This window comes from Streptomyces sp. NPDC052023, assembly GCF_044548465.1.
Lineage (GTDB): Bacteria > Actinomycetota > Actinomycetes > Streptomycetales > Streptomycetaceae > Streptomyces.
In genome coordinates this window covers 439,523-462,058 of record NZ_JBIUBW010000002.1, presented here as the reverse complement: position 1 = coordinate 462,058, position 22,536 = coordinate 439,523, and the positions used below count along the sequence as shown (strand labels likewise).

Below are 22,536 nucleotides of genomic sequence, written 5' to 3'. Positions count from 1 at the left end.
TCCGGGACGGAGTCGTGGCTGTGGGCGGGGGGCGGCGAAGGCGGCGGGGCTCAGGAAGGGCGCAGCCCTTCGTGGGCGATCTCCAGGGTCTCCACGGCGGCCTGGGAGCTGGCGGGGTCGAAGGACGGGCCCTGCCAGCGGACCGGGACGATCCCGAACACCTGCCAGCTGATGATTCGCGTCAGGTCCGGTTTCAGGGCCACGATCTCGCCGTCCTTGGGCTCCACCCGCCGCAGTGTCTCGTCGAGCCAGCGGCCGATCTTCGCCGTGTCGGCGGTGACCGGCCGGGTGAGCGTGATGTTCGACCAGGTGACGCGGCCGGGCAGGTGCCAGGTGAAGCCGTTGTTGCCGCCCTCGGCGTAGCTCTCCATCTCGACCTCGGCGCCCATGCCCGAGCAGGTGTGGAAGGCGCCCAGGTCGTTGCCGCCGATCGCGAGCCGGAAGAACACGCTCGTCGCGAAGATGCTGTCCGTCATACGTCCGTCATCCGTTCCGTGCCGCGCCCTCAGCGGCGTCCGTCGTAGGGGCGGCCGGTGCGTTCCCGGCCGCGCCGCAGCTCGGCGCGGAGCAGCCGGGCCATCGGGTCGAGCAGGCGGCGCGCCAGGTCGTCCAGGTCGAGGCCGGCGTCCTTCGGGTCGTCGGACCGGCCCGCGCGCCTGCCGGAGGCCGGCTGCGAGGTGCCGCGCACCGGCTCGGACCTGGCCGGAACGCCCTTGGCGACGGCGAGGTCACCGGCAGGCGAGACCGGCCGCTCCCGGCCCCGTACCGGCTCCGGCTTGGCCGTCGTGCCCTTGGCGACAGCCAGGTCACCGGCAGGCGAGGCGGCGCGCTGGACCGGCATCGCCGCCCGGCCGGCCGCAGCGCCGGCCGCCTGTGCCGGGCCCGGCGCGGCGTTCTCGGGCCGCACCACGGCGACGGGCCCCACGGGCGCCGGGGCAGGCGGGGCAGGCGGGCGATCCGCCGGCGGCGTGCGCGGGGCGGTCACGGGCAGGGTCCGGGCGGGTACGGCCGGGGCGGCGGCCATGTCCTGGCGGGGCGCCGCGGGCCTCACGACCGGGACGCGCTGTACGCGCTGTACGGCAGCCGGCGCCGCGCTCGGGGCGACGGCCGCCCGGCCGGGCCGCGCCGCCGGGGCCACGGGCGCAGGCCGGACGAAGGACGGTGAACCGGCCGCCCCCGCGGCCGGGTTGCCGGACGGCGAACCCGTCGCCGGCCGCCGCCCGTGCGCTCCGGGCGGGGCGTGGGAGAGCGCCTGGTGGGGCTGCGCCGCCGGGGCCACGGCGGCACGCTGCACGACGGACCCGGAACTTGCCCGTCCCGCACCCGGGCTGCCGGGTCCGGTGTGTGTGGTCGTGGCGCGCCGGAGCTGTGGACCGGACGGTGCGGACCCGCCCGGAGGTGGGGTCGCGCCGCCGTCGGAGGCGGTCGGTGTGCCGGGCCAGCGTGCCGGCACCACCGGACGGCCACCGGGGCGGGGGGCGCCGGCGGGGGCTGCCGGCCCCTGCGGAGTCCGGGTGCTCAGGGTGAGCGGGCGGGCGGGGAGCAGGGACAGGGTGCGAGGGGCCGGCGCCGTCCCCGGGGTGGAGTCCGTGGCGCCGGGGTGGACAACGGGGAGGGGGGTCCGGGGCGTTCCGGCGCCCCGGGCCACGGCACGGGCGACGACGAGAGGGGTGCCTGGGGCATGGCTGCCCTGGAAGGGGCCGCGCCTGGACGTGGCGGGTGCGCCGGGCGCGCCCTGGAGCGGACCGGGTCCGCCGGGGGGCGTGGCAGACGTGGCAGACGTGCCGGGCGGCGTCGCACGAGGGCCGTCCGGCGCCGTCCTGCCTGCGCCGGGTGCCGTGCCGGGTTCACCCGAAGCCCCGCCGCTTCCACCCGGAGCCGCGCCGGGACCACCGGCCGCCGTGCCCGTTCCGCCCGACGTCCTGCCCTGCCCACCGGGCACCGTGCCGCGCCCGCCTGACGACGCGGCAGGTGTGCCGGGCGTCGCGCCGGACCGGCCCGGCGTCGTTCCCGGTCGTCGCGCGTCGCCGGCCGGGCCGTCGTGGCGCGCGGCGCCTTCCGCTGCGGGGGTGCGGGGAGCGGCGGGCCGGGACGGTGTCACCAGCGGCGTGGCAGGGCCGTGTCCGGGGTGCGCGGGGCCGGTGCCGGGGGTGGCCCCGGCGATCGGACGGTCCGGGAGGGCACGCTGGACGTCGCCCGTGCCCAGCAGGGGCGCGTCCGCGCCGCTGCCCGGTGTGCGCCGGACGTCCGGCCCGGATGCCGTACGGGAGGCACCCGCGCCGGAGGTGGCGGAGCCGGGCAGGTCGGCCGTCGGTGGCAGCGAGGGCAGGGGGGCGCCGAGGCCACCTCGCGCGCGGGCGCCGGAGCGGCCGGGGCTCCGGGGCGGCGTGGCGGGGGCCGGAGCAGAGGGAGCGGTGGGCGCGGCGCCCGGTGCGCCGCCGTCGTAGGAGGCCGGGGTGCCGGAGGTGCCGTCCGCCTGGCGCTGCACGACGGGCAGTGCCGGGCCGGTCGGGGGATGCGGTGCCGGACTCGCCGCCGACGGTGTCGCGGTGGACGGCAGTTCACCGAGCGGGGCGCCGAGGGGCGCGCGGCTTCCCGGGCGGGCGGGGGTAGCGGGGCCCGCCTCCGTCCCGGCCGGTGCCGGCGTATCGGCCGGTGCCGTCGTCCCTGCCGGTGCTGCCGTACCGGAGGGCGCGTCGGACGCCGGGCCGGGAGCGGGCCGCAGTGCGGACACGCGCCGTACGGGTCCGGCCGGAGGCCGGGCGACGGTCAGGGGCGGCCGCACCGCACGGAGCTGGACAGCCGGCCGGGACGCACCGGCGGCACGGGACAGCTCGGGCTGCCCGCTGCCCTCGGCGGGCTGCGGCGCGGCCTGAGGCGCCCCGCTCCGGACGACCGGACCGGAAGGTGTACGCCCCCCGGAGGCCCCGGACGGCCGGACCACCCGCACCCGCCGCACCAGCGGCACCTCCGGAGCGGCGGGCCTACGCTCGCTCCCGGCCGGTGCGGCCAACGGCCGCACGGCACGCTGGACGGAGGCGGGCGGTGCGGCGGGAGAGCCCGCCGGGTTGCGGTCACGGGAGCCGCGCGGTGTGCCATCGGGACCGCCCGCGCCCGAACGGCGGTTGTGGCCGGTGTCCTCACGGGACGGCCGCTCGGCGGACGGTGCCGGACCCGGCCGCACCGGGCCGGACGACGGCCCGGTCCCGCTCTCCCCGGCATCGCCCTCGCCCCGCAGCGCCCGGAGCAGCAGCGGTCCCCCGCCGCCACCGGTCGCCTGCGGTGTCGCCGGGCGCGTGACGCCGCGCACCAGGCCGGCCGGTGCCGTGGGCAGCACGGCGTGGCCGAGAGCGCTGCCGAAAGCCGGGTTCTGCCAGGAGGCGAGACCCGCGCGGAAGGCGAGCCCGTCACTCACGCCGAGCGGCGCCCGGGAGACGGTGAGTTCCGGCGCCGCGGCACGACGCCAGCCGCCGTCCCAGCCGCCGGGCACGGACGTACCCGCGGCGCCCGGCGCGGCGGCACCCGGGTCGCCGGACACGGCGGAGCCCAGGCCGGCGGACCCGTCCGGTGCGGCCTGCGCACCGGACGGCCGCGCGGCCCGGCGGCGCCACCTGTCCCGCCATGCCATCTGCTCAACCGCCTTCGTTCATGCGGGTGTTGATACGTGCGATCTCGGCCACCCACTGCTGCCGCTCGCCATGGGTCAGGTCGAGGATCTCCTCGCGCGGCCAGTGGAAGTGATAGGCGATGTACGCGACCTCCTCCCGGAGCCGGGGCAGGGCGTACGTCACGATTCCCCCAGGCGCCCACCCGAGAGGTCGACCTCGAAGCCGCCCTCGCAGTGCGGGCAGGTGACCGCCGCGCGGGTGTGGCCCTCGCTGTTGACGCGCCGGTAGAAGTCCTGGAGGAACGCGACGTCCGTGGCGTACATCCGCTCCACCACGCCGGCGTGCACGTCCGTGACGGTGCCGATCCTGGTGATCACCTGGCTCAGCAGCACGACGCTCAGATACGCCGGGTTCTCCTTGACCCGCAGGTCGATCTGGGGCCGCAGCTCGTCACGGGCCGTGGCCAGGCGCATCGCGCCGTGCCGGTGCACGGTGCCCGCCTCGTCGACGTACCCGCGCGGCAGCTCGAACTCGAACTCCGTGCGCAGCCCGTGGTCCTCCCGCGGCGGGGCGGCGGCGGGAGGTGCCGCCGCCTGCTCCGCGGCCGGGGCGGGCGCCGTCATCTGGAGGATCTCGTCCAGGTTGCCCGCCGTCACCGTACGGCGTTTCATTCGACGACGATCTCCTCGAACACGATCGTGACCGACTCGGTGGCCGGGGACGACTCGCCCGCCTTCAGGGACGGTCCCTCCCACTTGGAGGCCCAGCCCTGCATCAGCTGGATGCGGCGGACCGTGGTGCCCTCGGTGTCCTTGATCTCGATGGTCAGGTTCTGCCGCGCGGAGTTCACGGCCCCGTTGTTCAGGGTCTCCTTGATCCAGTTGGTGAACTCGCTGCTCTGGTCGAGCCCCCGGGTGATCGTGATCTCACCGGCCTGCCGGGCACCCGGCTGCTTGCGGATGATCTGTTTGCCCTCCGCGGTGACCTGCTTGACCTCGACGACATCCTCCTCGACGGTGAACCCGCTGATCTCCTGGATCGATTCGACCAGGTAGCCGCCGAGCTGCACGCCGAAGACATGGGTGGAAAGAGCATCGCCCGTTGCCATGACTGTCTGTCACCTTTCCTTGCCGGACCCGCGGGTCACTCGTCGATGAGGCTGGTGGTGTCGGAGAACTGGGCCAGCCGGAACACCACGAACTCCGCGGGCTTGACCGGCGAGACGCCGATCTCACAGACGACCCGGCCCTGGTCGATGGACTCCTGCGGGTTGTTGTCGCGGTCGCACTTCACGTAGAACGCCTCTTCGGCGGTGCGGCCGAACAGCGCGCCCCGGCGCCATTCCTCGGTGAGGAACGCCGTGACGTTGCGCCGGATGCTCGACCAGAGCCGGTCGTCGTTCGGCTCGAAGACCACCCACTGGGTGCCCAGGAGGATCGACTCCTCCAGGTAGTTGAAGAGCCGGCGGACGTTCAGGTAGCGCCAGGCCGGGTCGGAGGAGAGGGTGCGGGCGCCCCAGATCCGGATGCCCCGGCCGGGGAAGGCGCGCACGCAGTTCACGCCGATCGGGTTCAGCAGGTCCTGCTCGCCCTTGCTCAGCCGGATCTCCAGGTCCACCGCGCCGCGGATCACCTCGTTGGCGGGCGCCTTGTGCACGCCGCGCTCGGCGTCGCTGCGCGCCCACACGCCGGCGACGTGACCGCTCGGCGGGACGGTGGTGTTGCGTCCGGCGGCCGGGTCGAAGACCCGCACCCACGGGTAGTAGAGGGTGGCGTACCGCGAGTCGTAACCGGCCTCGTCGTTGCGCCAGTTGCGCACCTGCTGCGCGGTGAGCCCCGGCGGGGTGTCCAGCACGGCCACCCGGTCGCCCATCTGCTCGCAGTGCGAGATCACGGCGAGCTGCACGGTGCGCACGCCCTCGGCGTCGATGTCGCCGCGCTGGTAGGCGCTCATCAGGTCCGGCACCGCGACCATGGTGATCTCGTCGATGGTCTCCAGCCCGCCGAAACCGGTGCGGGCCGCGGCGTCGCCGACGTATTCGGCCGCGTCGAGGCGGGACACCTCGCCGGAGCCGGACGTGGCGGGCGCGGCCGGGGCGTCGGGGACCGCGACGGTCCCGTTGGCGGGCCTGCTCTGGGTGGCGCCCTGCTGCTCGGTGACCTCGATCAGCTTGGATGCGCGGGCCTGGCCGACCAGATAGCCCTTGACGTTCTTGCGGGTGGAGACCTCGTACGTCTCCGCCACCTGGTCGCCCTGGCGGACCAGGACCTTGAAGCGGTCCTCCGGCGGGTTCTCCCCGCTCGCGTCGGCGACCTCCAACGACACCCCGGAGACACCCGGCCGGGCCGCGACGAGGAAGCCGCCGAGCGCCACGGGTTCCGCCGCCCTGGTCTCGCGCCGCCGCCGGTCGCCGTCCGCCGCCGGGGCCGAGGCGTCCTCGGCGGAGCCGCCGATGCGCACGACGTAGGCGGCGCCGCCGCCGTTGGAGAAGTAGCCGTAGACCGCGTGGGGCAGGTAGGCGCCCTCGGTGAAGCCGCCGAACAACTGGGTGTACTGGTCCCAGCTGGTGACCAGTGTCGGCGTGTGGAACGGGCCGCTCTGGGCGAACCCGACGAACGCGGCGACGGCGGTGCCGACCCCTTCGATGGGCCGGGCACCGGACTGCACCTCCTCCACGTACACGCCCGGGGTGAGGTACGTCGGCATGCTCGCTCCTTCGCGTCCTGCGGGTGGGTCACCTGTGTCCAGGACGAGTCTTCGCGACCGTTCGCCGGCGTGACAGGGACGCGGGGACCTGGCCGGGGGCAACACCGCTGCCTTTCCGTACGCCCCGCGCAGACCGTGCCGGCGTCGCCCGGCCCTGCCCTCGCGCCGCCCGCGCGGTTCCCCTGGGAGCGGGGTCACGGCTGCGCCGACGAGGAGGCGGCCGGTGCAGGGGTTCAGGCCGTCGGGTACCGAAGGGACCGGGGCCCCGGAGGCCGGTGCACGACATCCTGCGACCGTCCGGCGCTCCCCGCTCGCCGCGCCGGTGCGCCACGAGATGGAGGCCCGGTTCGGCACGGACTCCCTCGGCCTCACGGACGGCGGTCGTGCGGCGCGAGGGCCACGAGGAACTGTCGGGCCGGCTCCCGGCGCCCTCGTCCGGCTCGCCCCTGCCGGCGGTCGGCTCCGCCGGGGAGGAGAATCGGGACCCTCGCTCAGGCGTCCGCCGCGTCGGCCAGGTAGGGGCCGAACTCGCCCTCCAGGACCAGCCGTCCGAGCTTGCGGTACTCCTGGGCGACCGCCGTGACCACCTGCCGCATGGTGAGCGGCTCACCGCACTCCGCCGCGAGGTAGGCCGCGGTCACCGCGCAGGCCCGGATCGAGCCGCCCGCGAGTTCGAAGCGGTCCGCGCAGAAGCGCAGGTCGAGGTCGGCGGCCCGGGGCAGCCGGTCGCCGAGACAGCGGTCCCACAGGGCGAGGCGCTGCCCGGCGTCGGGCACCGGGAAGTCCGCGACCACGTCCAGGCGGCGCGTGAACGCCTCGTCCAGGTTGGCCCGCAGATTGGTGGTCAGCACGGCGATCCCGTCGAACGACTCCATGCGCTGGAGCAGGTACGCCGACTCGATGTTGGCGTGCCGGTCGTGCGCGTCCTTCACCTCCGAGCGCTTGCCGAAGATGGCGTCGGCCTCGTCGAAGAGCAGCACCGCGTTGACGGCGGACGCCTCGGTGAAGATCCGCTCCAGGTTCTTCTCGGTCTCCCCCACGTACTTGTCGACGACCGTGGACAGGTCCACCACGTACAGGTCCATGCCCAGATCCGCCGCGACGACCTCGGCGGACATGGTCTTGCCGGTCCCGGACTCCCCGGCGAACAGCGCGATCACGCCGCGCCCCCGGCCACCGCCGGGCCGCATCCCCCACTGCCCGAGCACCTGCTCCCGATGGCGGGCGCGCAGGGCGAGTTCGCGCAGGCGCCGGTGCGTGACCGGCGGGAGTACCAGGTCGTCCCAGCCCACGCCCGGCTCCACCCGGCGGGCGAGCCGGTCGAGTCCGGCGCCGTTCTGGGCGCGCACGGCGGCGCGCAGATCGTCGGGTCCGACGGGGCGGCCCGCGAGGGCGGCGGTGCGCAGCGCCACGTCGGCGGCGCGGCGTACCTGCCCGGAGTCCAGGCGGTGCGCGGCGACCGCGTGGGCGAGCCCGTCGGCGTCGACGGCGCTGCCGTGCGCGGCGCCTGCGGCCCGTTCGAGGGCGTACCGCCAGCGCGCGGCCTGCTGTTCGGGGGCGGGGGCGGGCACGGTCAGCACGACGGGTGAGTCGGCGGCCCACGCCGGGTCCCAGCCGACCGTGCCGTGCGTGAGCAGCGGGAGCCCGCGCAACCGCGTGCACAGCGCCCGTAGTGTCCGGGCACGTTCGGCGGGTTCCGCGGGCAGCGCCTCCAGCGGGCCGAGGGCGATGCCCGCGCCGGTGAGGCGGGCCTCGAGGGCGGCGACCCGGGCGAGTTCCGGGATGTCGGCCGTGCGCAGGGCGAGGGCCGCCGCGTCCAGGACGAGCGGACGCAGCCCGGCCGCGCGCAGGGCCGCGACGGCCAGGCCCCCGGCATCACCGCCCCGGCCGCGCAACTGGACGAGACCGGCACCGGTGCCGGCCGCGGCAGCCGCCCGGCGCACCTGCGCCTCCTCGGCGGTCGGGTCCTCGTGGGCCTCGCCGAGCACCCCGGCCAGCCGCGCGTCGGGCCACGCGCTCCCCAGCAGGTGCGCGGTGACCCGATCGGGTATCGCGAGGACGCGGGACAGCGGCGGGCGTTCGGGCTCGGTGACCTCCAGCAGGCCGCCGGCGACCAGCGGCGCCCCGGGGGCCAGCCGGAACCGGGCGGACGCCGCGCCGCCGAGCCCGCACAGCTCCAGGGCGAGCCCGACGGTGGGCCGGCGCCGTGTCAGGTCGTCGTTGAGGTAGCCGTAGAGCCGCTCGAACCGGGCGTCCAGGTCGGGCGCCACCGCGACCAGGAGCAGGTCCAGATCCAGCGGGGACAGCCCGAACCGCCGGGCGAGGCCGTCGAGCACGGACCCGGCAGGCGGCTCCCAGGCCGCACCGGCCGGTACGCCGAGGCCGCCCGGCTCGTCGAGGATGCGGGCCGCCGCCTCGGGGGTGAGGTACTGGCCCCGGTACGGATCGCCGGGATCCGGATCGACGGCCCGCCGCGCGGCCACCGCCTCACGCACCCGCTCCTCGACGAGCCGGAGCCGTGTCCACAGGTGGTCCGATGCGCCGGCGCCGGAGCGGCCGGTGGCCTCCGCGCCTGTCACAAGGGGTTCGGCGGTGTGCGTCACGGCTGGCGGTCCCCTCGGCGGCGGCGCCGGGCCGGGGCGGGGCCCCGCTCACGTGGGCCGGAGAAGCCGTCCGCTCCCGGGTCGCTCACCTCGGTGTAGCGCAGCCGGCGTCCCGGTGCCTGCTCGGCGCCCTCGCGGGCGGCGGCCGAGCGGACGACGAGCCCCTCGGTGACCGGCGGCGCGGCGGCGGCGCTCGCACCGGCGAGCGGTGCCCGTACCCGCACCCCGAGCGACGCCTTCAGCTCCCCGCCGAGCGCCGACCACACGTCGGACGCGGCGGGCGCGTCGAGTCCGGCGCCGGCGGTGTCCAGGCTCACGGGCAGGCCGAGTTCGGCGAGCGTGCCGGTGCGCAGCCGCGCGGGCAGCGCGTCGTGGGCCGTGAGGCAGACGAGCACCTGCGACAGCAGCCGGTGCTCGTCCTGGGGCCGGTTCGCCCAGGCCGTGACGAGGTACGTCAGCTCGAACCAGCGTGGCGGGCTGCGCCGCGCCACGAGGTGGCCGTCCTCGTCGTACACCTCACCGGCGCCGCTGCCGCGCCGGGCGGCGTCCTCGCGGATGTCGAAGAGGAAGACGCAGACCGTCGGGGCGCTGCGGCGTGCCGCCCAGTCCCGGGTGGGGGCGTCGAAGACCACCTCGACGCCCGACGCCTCCAGGCCGGACTCGCCGAGCAGGCGGCGCAGCCCCTCGTCGACCTCGTGGATCACCGGCGCACCACCTGGTCGGGTGGCTGAACGGTGCCGCTGACCACCAGGAAGTCGGTCTTCACCGGTGAGAACCCGGGGCCCCTGGCGGTGATGACACGCGGCCCGGTCTGGTCCTTGGCGAGGATCAGCAGCTGGCCGATGAAGGTGCCGTCCCGCTTCGGCACCGTCGGCGCCGCGGCCGCGGTGATGCCCGGCTTCCAGGCGAACCGCACGGGCACGCCCGGCGGGAAGTCCTTGCCGCGCACCGAGGTGACGAAGCCGGGCTTGCCGATCGGCGGCACCGCTTCGATCCGCGGCTGAAGAACGCGGATCGACTCCCGCGCCGTGTTGTCGCGCCGGTCGGCGTCGGTCCCGGTGGTGGTGAGGTCACCGGTGACGCGGCCGGTCATCGCCTTGCGGGGGCTGAGGACGACCCGTACGACGGTGCTCGCGCCGGGCTCCAGGTCGGGCAGCGCGCACACCCAGGACGTGTCGCAGCCGGCCGGCGGTCCGCTGTTCGGGACGGTCCGGGGCAGGCCGACCCGCAGCCGCAGCCCGGTCGCGAGCGCGTTGCGCCCGTTGCGCACGGTGTACGTCACCACCACGCGCCCGCCGACGTAACCGGGGTCGGGCTGGGCGGTGACGCGCACGCCGGGCCCGGCCTCGGGCTCTTCGGGCTCCGGTGGCACGGTGGGCGGCGCGGGCGTCGGCGGCACGCCGGTGGGCGGCGCGGGCGTGGGCGGGGCCGGGGTGGGCGGCGTGGGGCTCGGGCTCGTCGGGGGCTGCGGGGCCTCGCGCACCGGCACGAGCGTGCTGCCCGCGTTGTCACTGGGCCGCGGGTCGAGAACCGTACCGGTCACCGACCAGCCGACCGGCGCGTCGCCGGGGGTGACGCCGGTGAGGGTGACGTCCACCGGCACGGTGGCGCCGGGCGGGACCACACCCACGTCGCACTGGAGGGTAGCGGCGTCACAGGTGCCCCCGGGCCGGGTCACCCGGGTGATGCGGACGCCGGCGGGCGGGGCGATGGTCAGGCGGGTGCCGGGAGAGGCGGACGGGCCGTGGTTCACGATGTCGACGCGGACCGTGGTGGACCGGCCGACGACGACCTCCGGGGAGGTCCCGGGCGCGCGGACCGCGAGGTCCACGGACTGCTGGACGCTGGGTTCCTTCTGGCGTCCCGGCAGGCCGGTGGTGACCGGGGTGAGTGCACCGGAGGCGACGTTCAGCAGGTGCAGCTTCTCGGGGCTGTTGACCGCGACGCCGGCGCGGGAGCTGAACACCAGGCCGGTGCCGTCGGCCGTCCAGGCGGCGTCGCGCGGCTGGTGGGGCCCGCTCGCCGAGGTGTCCGGCAGCTCCCTGCCGCAGGCCCCGGGCAGGTCACGGGCGGCGGCGGGAAGCAGCACCCGGCAGTCGTCCCCGGAGACGGAGGTGAGCAGGATGCCGTTGCGCTCGTCGATCCGGCCCGCGCCGTTCTTGCGGTTGAAGGCGATGCTGAGCCCGTCCGGGGAGAACGCCGGGCTGTCGTCGATGACCTGGCAGTCGCCCGGGCAGTCGGTGACGCTCAGGTCGCGCTGGCGGCCCAGGTCGTTCACCGGCACGGTCCAGATGTGCTTGTTGCCGCCGCTCCCGTCGATGACGTGGTTGCGGGTGAAGGCCAGGGTGGTGCCGTCGGAGGACCAGGTGGGCTGGGCGTCCTGGCCCTGGAGCTGCCCGGCCGACGGGGTGATCTCGCCGGTGATCGCGCCGGTGGCCACCTCCGCGACGAGGATCCGGCTGGGCCCCGCGGCCTCCCCGACGCCGCCGGGCGACGTCCGGGTGAAGGCGAGGTACTTGCCGTCCGGGGAGAACGCCGGGTCGGTGTCCCAGTCCTTCGGGCCGCGCCCCGCCAGCGGCAGCGGCGCCGCGTTGCGGCCGTCGGCGTCCACCGTCCAGATCCGCTCGATCCGGCCGTCGGGGGTGTCCTCGAAGCGGGTCACCACGATCCGGCGGCCGTCGGGCGTGTAGTTCTGCCGCTCGGTCCACGGGTCGTACCCGGCGGCGGGCTGGAACAGCGGGTCCTTGGCGGGGTCGGTGTTGGTGTCGGCCGCCGGGTCCTCCTCGAGGATGGTCAGCCCCAGGTCGCGGGGGTCGGACCCGTCCATGCGGGCGTCCTGCAGCGTCACCACGTGCGCCCCGGGGACGTCCTCGCCTCCCGCTGCCGCCGAGGTGCGCTCCACCACCACGCCACCGCCGTCGAGCGGGCCGAGCCAGGTGGGTGAGAGGACCTCCCGGTTCTCGTCGAGGACCAGCCGGGGGACCTCGCCGGAGTGGGCGGTCGTGCGGAACACGTGGTCCCAGTCCCCCTCGCACTCGCAGGTGGTCTCGGGGCTCAGGAACACCAGGCCGTCCCCGTCGGGCAGCCACGCTGCCCCGTGCGCACGCCAGTCGGCGATGTCGCCGCCGAACAACGGCTCGTCGCCGGTCCCGTCCGTCACCCGCAGCCGGGGCCCGTTCTCCGCGGTGGTGGCGGTGTACGCGATCCAGTTCCGGTTCTCGTCGTCGTTCACCGGGTTCCACACCGGCTCGGTGGCCGCGCCGTTCGCCGGGTCCGTGACGCGGGTGGCGGTGCCGCCGGCCAGCGGCCTCACATAGATCTGCTGCCCGGCCGGCGGGTCGCCGTCGCCGGAGTACGCCAGCCGCTGCCCGTCGGGGGAGACCGTCGGGCCCTCCTCGTCCGAGGGGGTGTCGGTGAGCCGGGTCAGGCCGGTGCCGTCGGTGCGCACCAGCCACAGGTCACGCTGCGTCCCGCCTCCGGGGCCGGGTTCGGCCGAGTCGAAGACGACGGACCGGCCGTCCGGTGTCAGCCGGGGGTGCGCCGCGTCCCGGCCGGTGGTGAGCCGGAGTACCGAACCGTACGCGGACCGCAGGTAGATCTGCGGCTTCTTCTCGTCGCGGCGGCTGGCGAAGACCAGCTGGTCGCCGAGGGCGGACGGCTGGGCGTCGAAGTGGGCGGGGCCGTCGCCGAACAGCGGTGTGCTGGAGGTGGTGGTGTCCACCCGCCCGAGGCTGCGGTGCCGGGTGCCGGCGTACGCGACCCGGGCGTCCCCGGCGGCGGCCACCCGTGGCCGGGACTCGGCGCCGTTCTGTCCGGCCGCCGCGGTGACCCCGAGCAGCGGGATCAGCAGCAGCATGGACGTGCCGAGTCTGCCCAGGCGGTACCGCCCGCCGGGGCCAGCGGTTGCCATCACGGTCCCCCTCGCAGTGTGGTGCGGCATCGGGATGTGCCCCCGCCACCCTGCTCCGGCCGCGCGCGGGACGGCAGGGCACCGGAGCCGCAGCCGGGGGAAGCGCCGCTTGTGCTTTCGGGCAACGCCGGCTTCCTCAGATCAGCCCGTTGCGCAGCGCGTAGCCCACCGCGTGGGCGCGGTTGCGCAGTTGCAGACGGGTGATGATCTCGTGCAGGACGTTCTTGACGGTCCGTTCGGAATACGAGGTCTTGCGGGCGATCTCCGCGGTGTCCAGGCCCTCCGACACCAGCCGCAGCATGTCCGCCTCCCGCGTGGTGAGCGTCGACAGGGACATGCCCCGCGGGTCGAGTGACGAGCGCTGGAGGCTGCCGACGTGGCTGAGCAGCTTGCCCAGCAGGTCTCCGGGCAGGACACCCTCGCCGTTGGCTATCGCCAGGACCAGGCCCAGCAGTTGGTCCTGGTCGGCCTCGGCGCGCCGCAGCACCGCGGCCACCCCGCACTCGATGACCCGGGGCAGTGTGCCGGGGCCGAGGGTGCCGACGACCAGGCCGGTGCGGGTGGCGGTGTTGTGCCGCAGCCGGTTCAGCAGGGCGGCCACGTCGTCGTCGACCTGGTCCACGATCACCAGCGACACCTGCGCCTGTTCCGCGACGGCCTCGTCGAGCAGGTCGATCTCGGGGCGCTGGCGCAGCTGCTGGACGACGCCGACACGCAGCACCGGGTCGGCGGCGTAGACGGCGACGGTGGCCCTGTGCGGGCTCGGGGAAGCGGGGGTCCGTGGTGTGGTCCGGGTCCGGGAGGGTATCCGTGTGGTGGTGGCCGGACTGTTCTCGTCGACGCAGGTCATGGTGGATCACCTGTCTCAGTGTTCGTGGGGGGTGTGCGGTTTCGATGCGACCACCGGACGGTGGCCCGCGCGAGGCGGCACGCCGCAACGGCGGTTGCAGGGCGGTGTGTTGAGCCTCACCCGGCGGGCATCGTGACTGCCCGGGTGTTGCCCTCGCGTTCCTCGTCGGGTCTCCGCGCGCACTCCTACCGTGCTGGCGTGACCCCTTCTGCAGCCTCTTCCGGTCCCGGTGCGCCCGGTCTCGACATCCCGTCGGTGACGGTGACGCCGGGTGACACCGCCATAACCACCCTGACCGTGCGCAACGACAGCGACATCGTCGAGGCGTACAGCCTGGAGGTCGTGGGGGAGTGCGCCGCCTGGAGCACCGTGGAGCCGGCGCGGGTCTCCCTGTATCCGGGCACGTCCGAGACGGTGACGATCCGTCTGGAGCCACCGCGCTCACCGGAGATCCGGGCGGGCGAGAAGCCTCTCGGCGTGCGGGTGCTGCCGACCGAGCATCCCGACGCGGTGCGGGTGCTCGAAACCACCGTGCACATCGAGGAGTTCCACGAGCTCCAGACCGAGCTGGCCCCGCGCCGCCGGCGTGGCTGGCTGCGCGGCCGCTACCGGCTGGCGGTGCGCAACCTGGGCAACACCCCGGTACGGGTGGGCTTCACCGCCGGACAGCAGGGCGAGGAGCTGGGGTTCGCGTTCAGCCCGGCGGATCCGAAGCTGGAGCCCGGCGAGTCGGTGGAGGCCGGGCTGCGGGTCCGCACCGGCAAGCCGGTGTGGTTCGGCGCACCGGTGGTGTGGCCGTTCACCGTGGACGCCGCCGAGGCCCGCGGCGAGGAGGAGAGGGCCGGGGACGAGGACGCCGTAGCGGCGACGCTGGACGCGGAGTTCGTCCAGATACCCGTCTTCCCGAGGTGGCTGCTGGTGCTGCTCGCGGCGCTGCTCGCGCTGCTGCTCGCCTGGTTCACGCTGGTGCGCCCGGCGGTGCGCAGCGCGGCCAAGGAGGCGGCCACCGAGGCGGTCCAGCCGCGCCCCACGCCCGGGGAGCAGGGGGACGGGCAGGCGCCGGGGACCGGTACCGGCGGCGGCACGGAGAACCAGCCCGGTGGCGGCGGCCAGGAGGGGGGCGCACCGGCGGGCCCCGGCGGCGACGGTGGGGGGGCCGGCGACGGCACCGCGGCCGGAGGGGGCCGGCAGAGCTCGGCGACGATCGACCTGCAGACGTCCGCCGGAGAGACGAAGACCGGTACCTACCAGGTCCCGAAGGACAGCGTCTTCGGCGTGACGGACATCGTCGTCGCCAACTTCCAGGGCGACGAGGGCCTGTTGACGATCACGTTCGGCGATCGCAAGGTCACCACGATCGCGCTGGAGACGTTCCGCAACCAGGACTACCACTGGGTGACCCCCATCAAGATTCCCGAGAACGACACCGTGACCGTCGAGGTGACCTGCGCGAAGCCGGGCACCCCGGCGACCGGGCGGCAGGCGGCGGGGTGCCACGAGGTCCTCAACGTGAGCGGCGTCCTCAGTGGCACCACGCGCTGACTCGGATCTCAGACTTTCGAGCATTCTCGATCGATGCCGGTAACAACTGAAAGAGTTGGATCTTGTTCCGACCGGAAATCGATAGCCGAGGACTGAAAATCACCGACTCGCCCCTTGAGGGCGCCGGGCGTCCCGTTTGCGTCTCCGCCGGTCACGGGACGCCGAGTTCGAACAGGGCGTAGCCCGCGTACGAGCCGGAGGCGAGGGCCGCGATGCCGAGCAGCGCGCACAGGTGGGCCGTGCCGAGGCGGCGCAGCGCGACCGCGAGCGGGAGGAAGAGGGGGAAGAGCGGCAGCAGGTAGCGCGATACGTTGCCGAAGATCTGCTGGCTGCCGAGGACCAGCACGAGGGTGACGGCCGTGTACACCACCAGCACGGCGGGCGGCCGCAGCCGGATCAGCAGCGGCAGCAGCGCGAGCGCCAGCAGCACGACTCCCACGCCGATCATGTCCACGAACGGCATGGCGAAGAGGTAGTCGTCACGGCCCACGGGCACGGAGGTCAGCACGTCGAGGGTCTGCCGGCCGAAGTCGAACTCGTGGGCCCAGGCGCCGGACTGGAGCTTGAAGTAGCCGGCGTGGTCCCCCATGCGGTGGCCGACCCAGCCCAGGTAGCCGAGCAGGCCGAGGGGCGCCACGGCCAGCGCGGCCAGCGGCCGTACGACGCCGTCCCGGCGGCGGTCCCGCAGGAGCGCGAGCAGGGCGGCGACCCCGAGCGCGGCGATCAGCGCCACGGCCGTCGGCCGGTTCAGGCCGGCCGCGAAGGTGAGCAGGCCGGCGGTGAGCCAGCGGCGGCTCATGACGGCGTGGCAGGCCCAGGCGGCCAGGGCCACGTACAGGGAGTCGGAGTAGACCGCCCACTCCACGCCCGATCCGGGCCACACGGCCCACAGCCCGGCCGCGGCCAGCCCGCCCCGTCTGCCGCCGAACCGCGCGGCGACGGCGTAGATGCCGAGTGCCGCGGCGAACGACGCGACGACGGACACCAGCAGCCCCGCGCCGTACGTGCCGAGCCCGGTGACCTCGCAGACCAGCCGCATCAGGCCCGGGTAGAGCGGGAAGAACGCCGCCGAGTTGCCTTCGAGCGTGATCAGGCCGGTGGCTCCGGGCACCGGCTCCAGCCGGGGGTCGTAGCCGTGCGCGGCGATCTGCTGGTACCACCAGCCGTCCCAGGTGGCGAGCACGTCCCACGGACGGGCGCCGCCGCCGAAGCGCGGGTGCCTGGAGCGGTAGCCGCCGGTGGCGTGCAGCAGGTACATGAAGGACCCGAAGCCGACGAGTTTCGCGGCGCCGTAGAGGGCGAGCACCGGCCCGTGGTGCGCGACCGCACGGCGCAGGCGGTGGCCGCGTCCGGGCACGGGTGACCGGTCCGGCAGCCGCGCGTTCCAGGCGGCCGGACCGGGGAGGGTCGTGGTCATGAGGCCCCGGGCTCCGTCCGCCGCCGGGGCCGGGTGCCGAACACCCACGCCCGGAAGAGCAGGAAGCGCAGCAGTGTCGCGGTCAGGTTGGCGGCGATCAGTACGGCGAGCTCGACGCGCGCATCAGCCGACGGGGCCGCCTGGTGCAGCAGGGCGAGCGAGCCGCTGGTGAGCGTCAGGCCGAGCAGGAACACCACCAGTCCCCTGGCCTGATGGCGCATCACGCCGCCCGGTCCGCGGATGCCGAAGGTGAGCCGGCGGTTCGCGGCCGTGTTGCCGATGGCGCAGATCAGCAGCGCCACGGCGTTGGCGGCCTGGGCCCCCACCACGGGGCGCAGCAGCGAGTACAGCAGCAGGTGGGCGAGGGTGCTCACCACGCCCACGGCGGCGAACCGCACGAGTTGCATCACCAGCCCGCCCGACGGCTCTCCGGCGTCGCCGCGCCGCAGTTCGGCCGGTGGCAGGGTGCCGCGTGCCAGCGCCGAGCCGATCCGGGCGATGCCCCGCAGGTCGGCCAGTGCCGTGGAGAGGATGTCGACCCGGCTGTCGGGGTCGTCCACCCAGTCGACCGGCACCTCGTGGATGCGCAGCCCGGCCCGTTCGGCGATGACCAGCATCTCGGTGTCGAAGAACCAGCCGGTGTCCCGCACCAAGGGCAGCAGCCGCTCCGCCACGTCCCGCCGTACCGCCTTGAAGCCGCACTGCGCGTCCGAGAAGCCCACCGCGAGGGTCGAGCGCAGCAGGGCGTTGTAGCACCGGGAGGTGATCTCCCGTTTGGGACCGCGCACGACGCGGGAGCCGCGGGCCAGGCGGGTGCCTATCGCCATGTCGGAATGCCCGGATATCAGCGGGGCGACGAGCGGGAGCAGGGCGGCCAGTTCCGTGGACAGGTCCACGTCGACATAGGCGAGCACCGGGGCCGGCGAGCGGGACCAGGCGGCGTGCAGGGCCCGGCCGCGGCCCTTCTCGTCGAGCCGCAGCTCCTCCACCTCGGCCAGTTCACCGGCCAGCAGGGCGGCGATCTGCGGGGTGCGGTCGGTGCTGGCGTTGTCGGCGATGGTGATCCGGAACGCGTAGGGAAAGGTTTCGCTCAGGTGCGCGTGCAGCCGCCGGACGCTCGGCTCGAGGTCCGTCTCCTCGTTGAACACCGGGACGACGACGTCCAGGACGGGATCCGGGTGATCGGTCGGGACCGGGGTGCGTCGGGGCAGCGGATGTACGTCCTTCACGGCGGCGGTCCCTCGTTCTGTCACTGGTTCGTCCTTGTTCGTGCTCGGGCGCAGGGTATGCCGAAGGTACGTGGGCGCCGGCGTCCACGGGCCACGGTTTCCGGTCACGGGCCGGTGACCGGCGCCGAGATGCCCTCCGGCTCGCCCCGCGCGGTCGTCGCGGTCGGGTCGGGCAGGTCCGTCGGGGACGGGGTGCCCGACGGCGGGTCCGAGGTGGAGTAGGGCGGCGTCGTGACGGCCGTCCCTCCCGGCAGCGGGGGCGACGCGGGCGGCGACGAGGAGGACGGCTCGCCCGGATACCCGTCCGGTGCCCGCGTCGGCCCCGGATACGAGGGCACCGGACTCACCCGGGGCCGCGGCGGGGTCCCGGCGGGCTCGACCCGGTCCGGGCCGCCGGGCAGCAGGAACAGCCCGACCGCGAGTCCGGCGACGGCGAGGACGGAGCCGGCGGCGCGCCGTGCGGCCCGGGCACGGCGGCGGGCCCGTACCCCTTCCCGGATACGTTCGCGATGCCGCGGCGCGAGCGGGGTGTGCTCCTCCGACTCCCGCATCATCCGCGCCAGCCACTGCTCGAAGTGATCCATCGGGTCCTCCCTCACCGCACCGGCTCGCCGACGTCGGCCAGGATCTGCCGCAGCCGCGCCACTCCCCGCGCCGCATGCGACCGGGCCGTGCCCACCGGACATCCGAGCGCCTCCGCCACCTGCTTCTCGGGCAAGTCCTGGTAGTAGCGCAGCACCACGGCCACCCGCTGTCCGGGCGTCAACCGGGCCAGCGCGGCCTCCAGCCGGGAACGCTCCGCCACGTCCGCGGACACGTCACCCGCGCCTGCCCTGTCGGGCAGCCGCTCGACGGGGCGCTCACCCCACCACAGCCGCCGTCCCGACCGGGCCGCCGCCCGCACCATCACCGTGCGGACGTACGCCTCCGGCGCCTCCTGAGCGACCTTCGGCCACACGAACCACAGCTTGACCAGGGAGTCCTGCACCAGGTCCTCGGCGCGATGCCGGTCACCCCCGACGAGCAGCCGGGCGAGGTGCAGCAGCACCGGCCAGCGGGCCGTCACGAACTCGTCGAACTCACCCGCCCGTGCCTGCTCCATCCGCACCGTCCCCGCTCCCGCCGGTCGCCTACACCTGGAGTAAGACGTCGGCGCGCCTGCCGCTATGCACCCGTCGCCGGTGATCCGGGTCACATCGGCACGGATGTCCGATCATCGACGATGCGCCGGAATGTAAGGCGAGTCATCAGTTTATTTCACACGCGGCAACCGTTTTATTACCTTAATCCTTCACCCGTTTGCTGCGCATCCGGCGGAATGGGGTGCCGTTAGTTTGGATATGACCAAGGCAACCAGGGACGGTATTTTCGGCCTGTTGGCGAGTCAGCAGCGAGGGGGCAAGGCTGCGGGACATGCGGTGACGCTGGGTCCCTACACTTACATTCCGGCCCCGGCCCACTGCTCGGCCAGTGTCAACGGAACACTAACCAAAGACGGTCCCCCCGTCACTCTCCGGGCCACCGAGCCGATTCTCCGGAATTTCCTGGACGTCATGGCCGAACTGGAGGCCGATCTCGCCCGCAGGTGGCTCGGCTCTCAGCCCGCGACCGGTTTCACACCGGTGAAATAAAAGAATTCGCCAGAATTCGCTATGTATACACAGAGCCATGGCACTCATGGCAATCACGACTCCCGTGGCGCCTATGACTCCCGTGGCACCTACGACCCCCGTGGCGCGTACGACCCGCATGGCGGCTACGAGCCGCAGGGCTCCTACGCCATGCCCGGTACCCATGGCACCGGCCGGCATCGAGGTCCGGCGGAGGCCTGCCCGAGCCCCCTGGTTCCCCCCGACTCCGCCTGGGACCCCGCCGAGGAACTCGCGTTCATGCTCCAGGACGCGCTGGCGGAGGAGGCGTCCGGCATTCCCGCGGCGGACGCGTCGGTCACCGATCCCGTCCCCGGCACCCCGCTCGGAAATCTCCAGGAGATCACGGCCGAGCTGCCACCGCTGAGGGATTCCCCGAAAGGTCACCGCAAGCCCCGCGCACGCGTCGGCCGCAACGCCCTCCGCGCGGTCAGCCGATTTCTCGCCGCCCTGGCGGCCGTCATCGCGTGCAGTGTGAGTTTCTTCGGCGGAATGGCCGTCTACGAACCGCTGCGCCTCTCCGTTTCCCGTACTCAAGACGGCATTGTTTCCTTGTGGCCCTTGCTGATCTACGGTCCCTGGCTGGTGGCCTCGCTGTCCGTGCTGCGCGCCGCCCTCCACCAGCGCCGGGCCGTGCACTCCTGGTGTGTGATCCTCCTCTTTTCGACCGCGGCGATGCTTTTATGTGTCGCGCAGGCCCCCCGCACGGTCGTCGACACCGTGACGGCTGCCCTGCCGGGACTGGCGGCGCTGGCCTGCTTTCAGCAGCTCGTAAGGCAGATCACGCTGACCCGTCCGCCCCGGCGGACACTGCCCCGGCACCGCTCGCGCCCGCCCGTCCAGGCTCCCGGCACCGAGGAATCACGCGGTTCCGCGTCCCGGGAGGGCCGCCGGGAGTCACCGGCCGGCGCCTCCGCCCGGACCTCGCGCGACCGGGACTCCTCGTCGCGGTTCATCCCGAAGCAGGGCGCCACCCGCCGGTAGGCGCCCTGCCGGGCCCGTGCGGTCAGACGAGGCGCTTGCGTCCCCACAGGAAGAGGAAGGCCGCGACGGCCGCGGTCAGGGCGAACAGGATCGCCGCGCCGAGCCACTGCATGCCGGCCATCTGGGAGATCGGCAGATAGTCCACCGACCAGCCGACCACGTCGGCCTGCTTCAGGCACAGCTCGCGCGCCTGTTCCGTCTCCGACTGGACGCAGGTGCTCCAGCCGAGCAGCTCGCCGCTGCCGGTGAGATACGACTGGTCGATCTGGTACGCGGCGTCGGGCAGGACCGGGAACGAGTTCTCCGCGACGACGCCCCTGTTCGTGGTGACCGTGACCACGTCGCCGAGCGCCAGCCGCGCCTGGCCCCACGCGAGCTGGGCGGCGACGGCGAACACGAAGGTGACCACCATCGCCGTCAGCGTGCGGCGCAGCACCACGCCGATCGCCACACCGCACACCACGGTGAAGAGGGTGAGGGCGACGAGCATCGGGCCGGTGGTGTCGAAGGCGGTACCACTCGTCCAGTCCAGGACCGTGGTCTCCTCCTTGACCGGCGCCCACCACCAGCCGAACGCGAGCGACAGCGCGACCGTGCTCACCGTGAGCACCAGCGCGGTCAGCCCCAGCTTGGTGGCCAGCCAGCGGGTGCGGGTCGCGCTCTGGGCGGCGACCAGCTTGGCGGTGCCGTGCTCCAGGTCGCCCGCGAGCAGCGGGGCGCCGACGAACACGCCGAGCACCACCGGGATCAGGCCCAGCGCGGTGGAGACGGGAGCGAAGGCGGCGGCGTACGGCTCGAACTCCGGTCCCAGGTCCGCGAGGTCGTTGGTGGGCCAGCCGTAGCCGGTCAGGAAGTCGATCAGACCGGCGCGCTGGAAGACGATCCACACCAGCAGGAGCACACTCGCGCCGAGCACCGTCAGGAACGCGGCCCGGTGCTGGCGCCAGACCAGCCAGGTCATGCCGCCGAGCCGCAGGCGGCGGGCGGCGGGGACCCCGGTCCCGGTGGTGACCGGCGTGCCGGTGACGGCGCTCATGCGGCCACCGCCCGGGAGTCGTGCACCTGCGCGGTCGGGGTGATCAGCGGGGACGCCCCGGTGGAGCGCAGATGGGCGAGCAGGAGTTCCTCCATGGTCGGTGTGACGGTGTCCCAGGGGCCGGTGACCGGCCCCTGCGTGCGTATGAGGGCGGTGAACTGCCGTCCGGTGGTGCGGGCCTCGACGACGGTGTGCCCGGCCAGGCCGGCGGGCAGGCCCTCGTCCTCGCGGACGCCGCTGACCAGGGCGTGCACGGCGAGCAGTTCGTCCACGTCACCGGCGAGGCGCACACCTCCGGAGGCGATGACGACGAGGTAGTCGCAGACGTTCTCCAGCTCGGCCAGGACGTGGGTGGACATCAGAACGGTGGTGCCGCGCTCGGCGGCCTCGGCCATGAGCGTGCCCATGAGTTCATGCCGTACGACCGGGTCGAGGTCGGACATCGGCTCGTCGAGGAGCAGCAGGTCGGGCCGCTTGCCGAAGGCGAGCGCGAAGGCGACGCGGGTGCGCTGCCCGCCGGAGAGCGTGCCGACCCTGGCGTGCAGCGGCACGTTCCCGGCCCGCACGATGTCCTCGGCGGCCCGCTGGTCCCAGCCGGGGTTCAGCTCCCGCCCCAGCCGCAGGGTCTCGGCCACCGTGAAGCGGCGGTACAGCGGCTTCTCCTGGGCGAGGAACGCCGTGCGCCGGCCCGCCTCCGCGGACTCGGGGGCGGCGCCGAACACCCGGAGCGTGCCCTCCGTCGGCTCCAGCACGTTCGCGGCGACGCCCATCAACGTGGTCTTGCCCGCCCCGTTGGGCCCGACGAGCCCGCAGATCCGCCCGGCCGGCAGCCGGAAGGAGCAGTCCCGCAGGGCCCACCCCCGCCGGTAGCGCACCCCCACGCCGGAGGCCTCCAACGCCGTGTCCCCGGCGTACTGACCGTCACTCACGTCATCCACCACCATTTAACTACTTGATTAGTGGAATGATGATGGAAGGCGGCGACCACTCCTGTCAACGCCG

18 protein-coding genes are annotated in these 22,536 nt (G+C 74.4%); 2 read left to right on the top strand and 16 right to left on the bottom strand.

The window, feature by feature from the left end; genetic code table 11:
* Positions 1-50: 50 nt before the first annotated feature.
* The 10 genes from ACIHCM_RS06210 to ACIHCM_RS06165 form a co-directional block, all read right to left on the bottom strand.
* A complete protein-coding gene (locus tag ACIHCM_RS06210; protein ID WP_399889841.1) occupies positions 51-476 on the bottom strand; it encodes a phage tail protein in 426 nt (141 codons plus the stop codon).
* Between the two features lie 29 nt (positions 477-505).
* Entirely contained in the window at positions 506-3,628 is a 3,123-nt protein-coding gene (locus tag ACIHCM_RS06205; RefSeq protein WP_399889837.1) for a hypothetical protein, read from the bottom strand.
* 4 nt (positions 3,629-3,632) lie between these two features.
* Complete coding sequence (locus ACIHCM_RS06200) at positions 3,633-3,791, bottom strand: DUF6760 family protein (RefSeq protein WP_167529706.1); 159 nt, start codon at positions 3,789-3,791, stop codon at positions 3,633-3,635.
* Positions 3,788-4,279 (bottom strand): hypothetical protein, encoded by a 492-nt coding sequence (locus tag ACIHCM_RS06195; RefSeq protein WP_399889833.1) that lies wholly within the window; start codon positions 4,277-4,279, stop codon positions 3,788-3,790. The genes ACIHCM_RS06200 and ACIHCM_RS06195 overlap by 4 nt, the downstream gene beginning before the upstream one ends.
* Positions 4,276-4,716 carry a phage tail protein gene (locus ACIHCM_RS06190; protein WP_171117300.1) on the bottom strand — a complete coding sequence of 147 codons (441 nt, stop codon included), beginning with the start codon at positions 4,714-4,716 and terminating at the stop codon, positions 4,276-4,278. The genes ACIHCM_RS06195 and ACIHCM_RS06190 overlap by 4 nt, the downstream gene beginning before the upstream one ends.
* Before the next feature lie 35 nt (positions 4,717-4,751).
* A complete protein-coding gene (locus ACIHCM_RS06185) occupies positions 4,752-6,314 on the bottom strand; it encodes a phage tail sheath family protein (protein WP_399889829.1) in 1,563 nt (520 codons plus the stop codon).
* A 491-nt stretch (positions 6,315-6,805) separates the two neighbouring features.
* Positions 6,806-8,893: an AAA family ATPase gene (locus tag ACIHCM_RS06180; RefSeq protein ID WP_399890566.1), complete on the bottom strand. Its 2,088-nt coding sequence runs from the start codon at positions 8,891-8,893 to the stop codon at positions 6,806-6,808.
* 20 nt (positions 8,894-8,913) lie between these two features.
* Positions 8,914-9,621, bottom strand: a complete 708-nt coding sequence (locus ACIHCM_RS06175; RefSeq protein WP_399889826.1) for a DUF4255 domain-containing protein — start codon at positions 9,619-9,621, stop codon at positions 8,914-8,916.
* A complete protein-coding gene (locus ACIHCM_RS06170; RefSeq protein WP_399889823.1) occupies positions 9,618-12,827 on the bottom strand; it encodes a hypothetical protein in 3,210 nt (1,069 codons plus the stop codon). The genes ACIHCM_RS06175 and ACIHCM_RS06170 overlap by 4 nt, the downstream gene beginning before the upstream one ends.
* A 136-nt stretch (positions 12,828-12,963) precedes the next feature.
* Entirely contained in the window at positions 12,964-13,677 is a 714-nt protein-coding gene (locus tag ACIHCM_RS06165) for a LuxR C-terminal-related transcriptional regulator (RefSeq protein ID WP_399889819.1), read from the bottom strand.
* Between the two features lie 198 nt (positions 13,678-13,875).
* Here ACIHCM_RS06165 and ACIHCM_RS06160 point away from each other — a divergent pair, with 198 nt between their 5' ends.
* A complete protein-coding gene (locus tag ACIHCM_RS06160; RefSeq protein ID WP_399889816.1) occupies positions 13,876-15,219 on the top strand; it encodes a hydrolytic protein in 1,344 nt (447 codons plus the stop codon).
* A gap of 151 nt (positions 15,220-15,370) precedes the next feature.
* On the opposite strand, the gene ACIHCM_RS06155 is transcribed toward ACIHCM_RS06160, so the two are convergent.
* From ACIHCM_RS06155 to ACIHCM_RS06140, 4 genes are all read right to left on the bottom strand, one after another.
* Positions 15,371-16,636, bottom strand: a complete 1,266-nt coding sequence (locus tag ACIHCM_RS06155) for a hypothetical protein (RefSeq protein WP_399889813.1) — start codon at positions 16,634-16,636, stop codon at positions 15,371-15,373.
* Positions 16,633-17,889 (bottom strand): glycosyltransferase, encoded by a 1,257-nt coding sequence (locus ACIHCM_RS06150; protein ID WP_399889809.1) that lies wholly within the window; start codon positions 17,887-17,889, stop codon positions 16,633-16,635. The genes ACIHCM_RS06155 and ACIHCM_RS06150 overlap by 4 nt, the downstream gene beginning before the upstream one ends.
* Positions 17,890-17,969: 80 nt before the next feature.
* Positions 17,970-18,449, bottom strand: coding sequence for a hypothetical protein (locus ACIHCM_RS06145; RefSeq protein WP_399889806.1), 480 nt, complete (start codon positions 18,447-18,449; stop codon positions 17,970-17,972).
* Between the two features lie 11 nt (positions 18,450-18,460).
* Positions 18,461-18,967 (bottom strand): SigE family RNA polymerase sigma factor, encoded by a 507-nt coding sequence (locus tag ACIHCM_RS06140; protein WP_399889803.1) that lies wholly within the window; start codon positions 18,965-18,967, stop codon positions 18,461-18,463.
* A gap of 550 nt (positions 18,968-19,517) precedes the next feature.
* Here ACIHCM_RS06140 and ACIHCM_RS06135 point away from each other — a divergent pair.
* On the top strand, positions 19,518-20,498 hold the full coding sequence (locus ACIHCM_RS06135) for a hypothetical protein (protein WP_399889800.1): 981 nt from the start codon (positions 19,518-19,520) through the stop codon (positions 20,496-20,498).
* Positions 20,499-20,520: 22 nt separating this feature from the next.
* Here ACIHCM_RS06135 and ACIHCM_RS06130 read toward each other — a convergent pair whose 3' ends face one another.
* Positions 20,521-21,534: an ABC transporter gene (locus ACIHCM_RS06130; RefSeq protein WP_399889797.1), complete on the bottom strand. Its 1,014-nt coding sequence runs from the start codon at positions 21,532-21,534 to the stop codon at positions 20,521-20,523.
* Complete coding sequence (locus tag ACIHCM_RS06125; protein WP_399889794.1) at positions 21,531-22,478, bottom strand: ABC transporter ATP-binding protein; 948 nt, start codon at positions 22,476-22,478, stop codon at positions 21,531-21,533. Before ACIHCM_RS06125 ends, ACIHCM_RS06130 begins: the two co-directional genes overlap by 4 nt.
* Between the last annotated feature and the right edge of the window lie 58 nt (positions 22,479-22,536).

Excerpts from the sequence above, each read along its gene's own strand:
- ACIHCM_RS06210 (WP_399889841.1), bottom strand. The coding sequence starts at position 476 with ATGACGGACAGCATCTTCGCGACGAGCGTGTTCTTCCGGCTCGCGATC.
- ACIHCM_RS06205 (WP_399889837.1), bottom strand. The coding sequence starts at position 3,628 with ATGGCATGGCGGGACAGGTGGCGCCGCCGGGCCGCGCGGCCGTCCGGT.
- ACIHCM_RS06195 (WP_399889833.1), bottom strand. The coding sequence starts at position 4,279 with ATGAAACGCCGTACGGTGACGGCGGGCAACCTGGACGAGATCCTCCAG.
- ACIHCM_RS06190 (WP_171117300.1), bottom strand. The coding sequence starts at position 4,716 with ATGGCAACGGGCGATGCTCTTTCCACCCATGTCTTCGGCGTGCAGCTC.
- ACIHCM_RS06185 (WP_399889829.1), bottom strand. The coding sequence starts at position 6,314 with ATGCCGACGTACCTCACCCCGGGCGTGTACGTGGAGGAGGTGCAGTCC.
- ACIHCM_RS06170 (WP_399889823.1), bottom strand. The coding sequence starts at position 12,827 with ATGGCAACCGCTGGCCCCGGCGGGCGGTACCGCCTGGGCAGACTCGGC.
- ACIHCM_RS06165 (WP_399889819.1), bottom strand. The coding sequence starts at position 13,677 with ATGACCTGCGTCGACGAGAACAGTCCGGCCACCACCACACGGATACCC.
- ACIHCM_RS06155 (WP_399889813.1), bottom strand. The coding sequence starts at position 16,636 with ATGACCACGACCCTCCCCGGTCCGGCCGCCTGGAACGCGCGGCTGCCG.
- ACIHCM_RS06145 (WP_399889806.1), bottom strand. The coding sequence starts at position 18,449 with ATGGATCACTTCGAGCAGTGGCTGGCGCGGATGATGCGGGAGTCGGAG.
- ACIHCM_RS06140 (WP_399889803.1), bottom strand. The coding sequence starts at position 18,967 with ATGGAGCAGGCACGGGCGGGTGAGTTCGACGAGTTCGTGACGGCCCGC.
- ACIHCM_RS06135 (WP_399889800.1), top strand. The coding sequence starts at position 19,518 with ATGTATACACAGAGCCATGGCACTCATGGCAATCACGACTCCCGTGGC.
- ACIHCM_RS06130 (WP_399889797.1), bottom strand. The coding sequence starts at position 21,534 with ATGAGCGCCGTCACCGGCACGCCGGTCACCACCGGGACCGGGGTCCCC.
- ACIHCM_RS06125 (WP_399889794.1), bottom strand. The coding sequence starts at position 22,478 with ATGGTGGTGGATGACGTGAGTGACGGTCAGTACGCCGGGGACACGGCG.